Raw genomic sequence first — 2,337 nt, 5'->3', positions numbered from 1 at the left:
ATAATATACGGGAGATATGTAAACGGTACTTAGAAAGGGAAGGGTATGAGGTATACACTGCTGTGAACGGAGCGGAAGGATGGAATATATTTCAACAATTTCAACCAGATCTAATTATTTTAGATTTGATGATGCCAGAAAAAGATGGTTGGGAACTATGTGAGGAAATTCGCCAACATTCCAATGTACCTATTGTCATGTTAACCGCGAGAGGAGAAGAAAGGGAGCGGATTTTAGGATTAACAATGGGGGCAGATGATTATGTAACAAAACCCTTTTCGCCTCGTGAATTAGTATTAAGGGTACAAATTATACTAAGAAGAGGAAATCAATTAACACCTCAAGGAATAGAGCCTGAATCAGGAATGATAGAGTTTCTAGATTTGAAAATTGATCCAACGAAAAGACGTGTATTTGTTTGTCAATATGAAATAGAGCTAACGGTGAAAGAGTTTGAGGTGCTTTATCTCATGGCAAAACATCCTAAACAGGTGTTTTCACGGTCTCAACTTCTTGAACAAATTTGGGGATTTGAGTATGAAGGTTGCACAAATGCAGTAACTGTATTAATGAGTCGTTTACGTGAGAAATTGGAGAAACATACAACAAAGAATCGTTGGGTTCATACGGTTTGGGGCATCGGTTATTGTTTTGAACCAGATGGAGGAAACGATAAATGAAGTTACGATATCAACTGTTATTGATGAATCTATTAAGCACGGGTATCATGGTAATTTCTATATGGTACAGTGAAAGGCAAATGTTACTTAGACCAGAACAGACACGATTATTAATAGTAATAGTAATTGTAGCTATGATTATTTCTACGATCATTTATTGGTTAATGACACGTCCTATAATGAGGTCTATTCAAAATTTAATTGCCTTAACCAAACAATTTAGTGATAGACAATTTGGAACGATGTACATAATAGGGAAAGAACCAGAAGAGTTTAAAGAATTAGCGGAAGCTTTTCAAGAAATGGCCAAAAAACTAAACGAAAGCTTTGCTAAGTTAGAAAAAGGAGAAAAAGCACGTACAGAGCTGATTGCGAATATTTCCCACGACTTACGAACTCCTATGGCTAGCATACAATTGATGGTAGAAGCGTTACAAGATGGATTAATTGAAGACCCTGATATGAAACAACAATATTTAAAGACAATCCTAAATGATATACAACGATTAAGTGGATTAATTAATGATTTATTTGACCTTTCTAAGTTAGAACTTGGACAAGAAGTTTTTCATCCAAGTTTAATACATGTAGATAGCATTCTATTAAAAGTAATAGATTCACATGATATCTTATTGCAAGATAAAGAGATTGATTTGCAATTGCATGTTTCTGAGACATTACCACGAATTTGGATTATGCCATGTAAAATAGCACGAGTTATCAATAATTTGTTGCATAACGCGATTCGGCACTCTCCTACATGTGGAACAATCGAATTAATTGTAGAGGAAAATAAACAGAAGCAGCAAGTCCAATTCACTTTGTGTGATGAAGGGGAAGGGATTTCTCCAGATGATCAATTGCGTATATTTGACCGTTTTTTTAGAACGGATCCATCAAGAAGTTCACAATCTGGAGGTTCTGGACTTGGTTTAGCCATTGCAAAATCGCTAGTTGAACTGCATAAAGGACAAATAGGTGTTCGGGACCGCCAAGATGGGAAGCAGGGATGTGAATTTTGGTTTACTCTTCCTGTTACATCAGAAAAAAATGAGTCGGTTGAAAGACTTTTGTAACATTTACGAAAGGAAATTGAAAGATATATATAATAAGATTACTGTATCGAGGGTGATTATATTTTAATCTGAAGTGAATAGTATAAGTATAATTTCATCTTTTGTAATCTTGTAGATATGATGAAAGAGAGGAAGAAATAAAATGGGTCAAATGAAAAAATAACTCCCGCAGCTTTAGCGTGTGCTTGTTCTAGTAAGTCCAGTTTTTTCTTTAAAAGTAGAAGTAAGTACAGTATCTTACTCTTCTAGTTCAATCACTTCTGTTGAAAAAGAAAACCTGTCATTAAATATTAAAAATGGACAGGTGCCAGAAGAAAGGTTCAATTTCAACAGGTGTAATTAAAACAGATGATTAAAAACTAGTTCGTTCAGATGTACTAGAAAAATAAAGAGGTATGGAAAAAGGAACATTATTTTCTAAACTGCCTTTATGGAATAAAAATAAAGGAATCACATACATAAAAAATATATTGAACAGAGGTAATTACACGATGATTTTAAAGTTATTATTTATACTTTTTGGCGTAGTCTTAGTATTATGGGGTATATATAGAATGAAAACGGATGAAGCATTTATAGGG

The 2,337-nt window shown here is 34.0% G+C and carries 2 protein-coding genes and 1 pseudogene; all 3 read left to right on the top strand.

The genetic code is table 11. From position 1 onward, the window contains the following. The coding region (locus AB3X48_RS21315) for a response regulator transcription factor (protein ID WP_367959914.1) at positions 1-680 on the top strand (680 nt) is incomplete at its 5' end. Then, positions 677-1,756 (top strand): sensor histidine kinase, encoded by a 1,080-nt coding sequence (locus AB3X48_RS21310; protein ID WP_016105561.1) that lies wholly within the window; start codon positions 677-679, stop codon positions 1,754-1,756. The genes AB3X48_RS21315 and AB3X48_RS21310, both read left to right, overlap by 4 nt. Positions 1,757-2,151: 395 nt before the next feature. After that, positions 2,152-2,337: pseudogene (locus tag AB3X48_RS21305) on the top strand (hypothetical protein); the annotation flags it as partial.

It is taken from the genome of Bacillus sp. S4 (assembly GCF_040838205.1).
In the GTDB taxonomy this organism is placed as follows: domain Bacteria; phylum Bacillota; class Bacilli; order Bacillales; family Bacillaceae_G; genus Bacillus_A; species Bacillus_A cereus_U.
The sequence above is the reverse complement of the archived record's forward strand: the minus strand, read 5'-3'. Positions and strand labels throughout refer to the sequence as shown.

Bases quoted from the DNA above. Each gene is read 5' to 3' on its own strand.
- AB3X48_RS21310 (WP_016105561.1), top strand. From the start codon at position 677: ATGAAGTTACGATATCAACTGTTATTGATGAATCTATTAAGCACGGGT.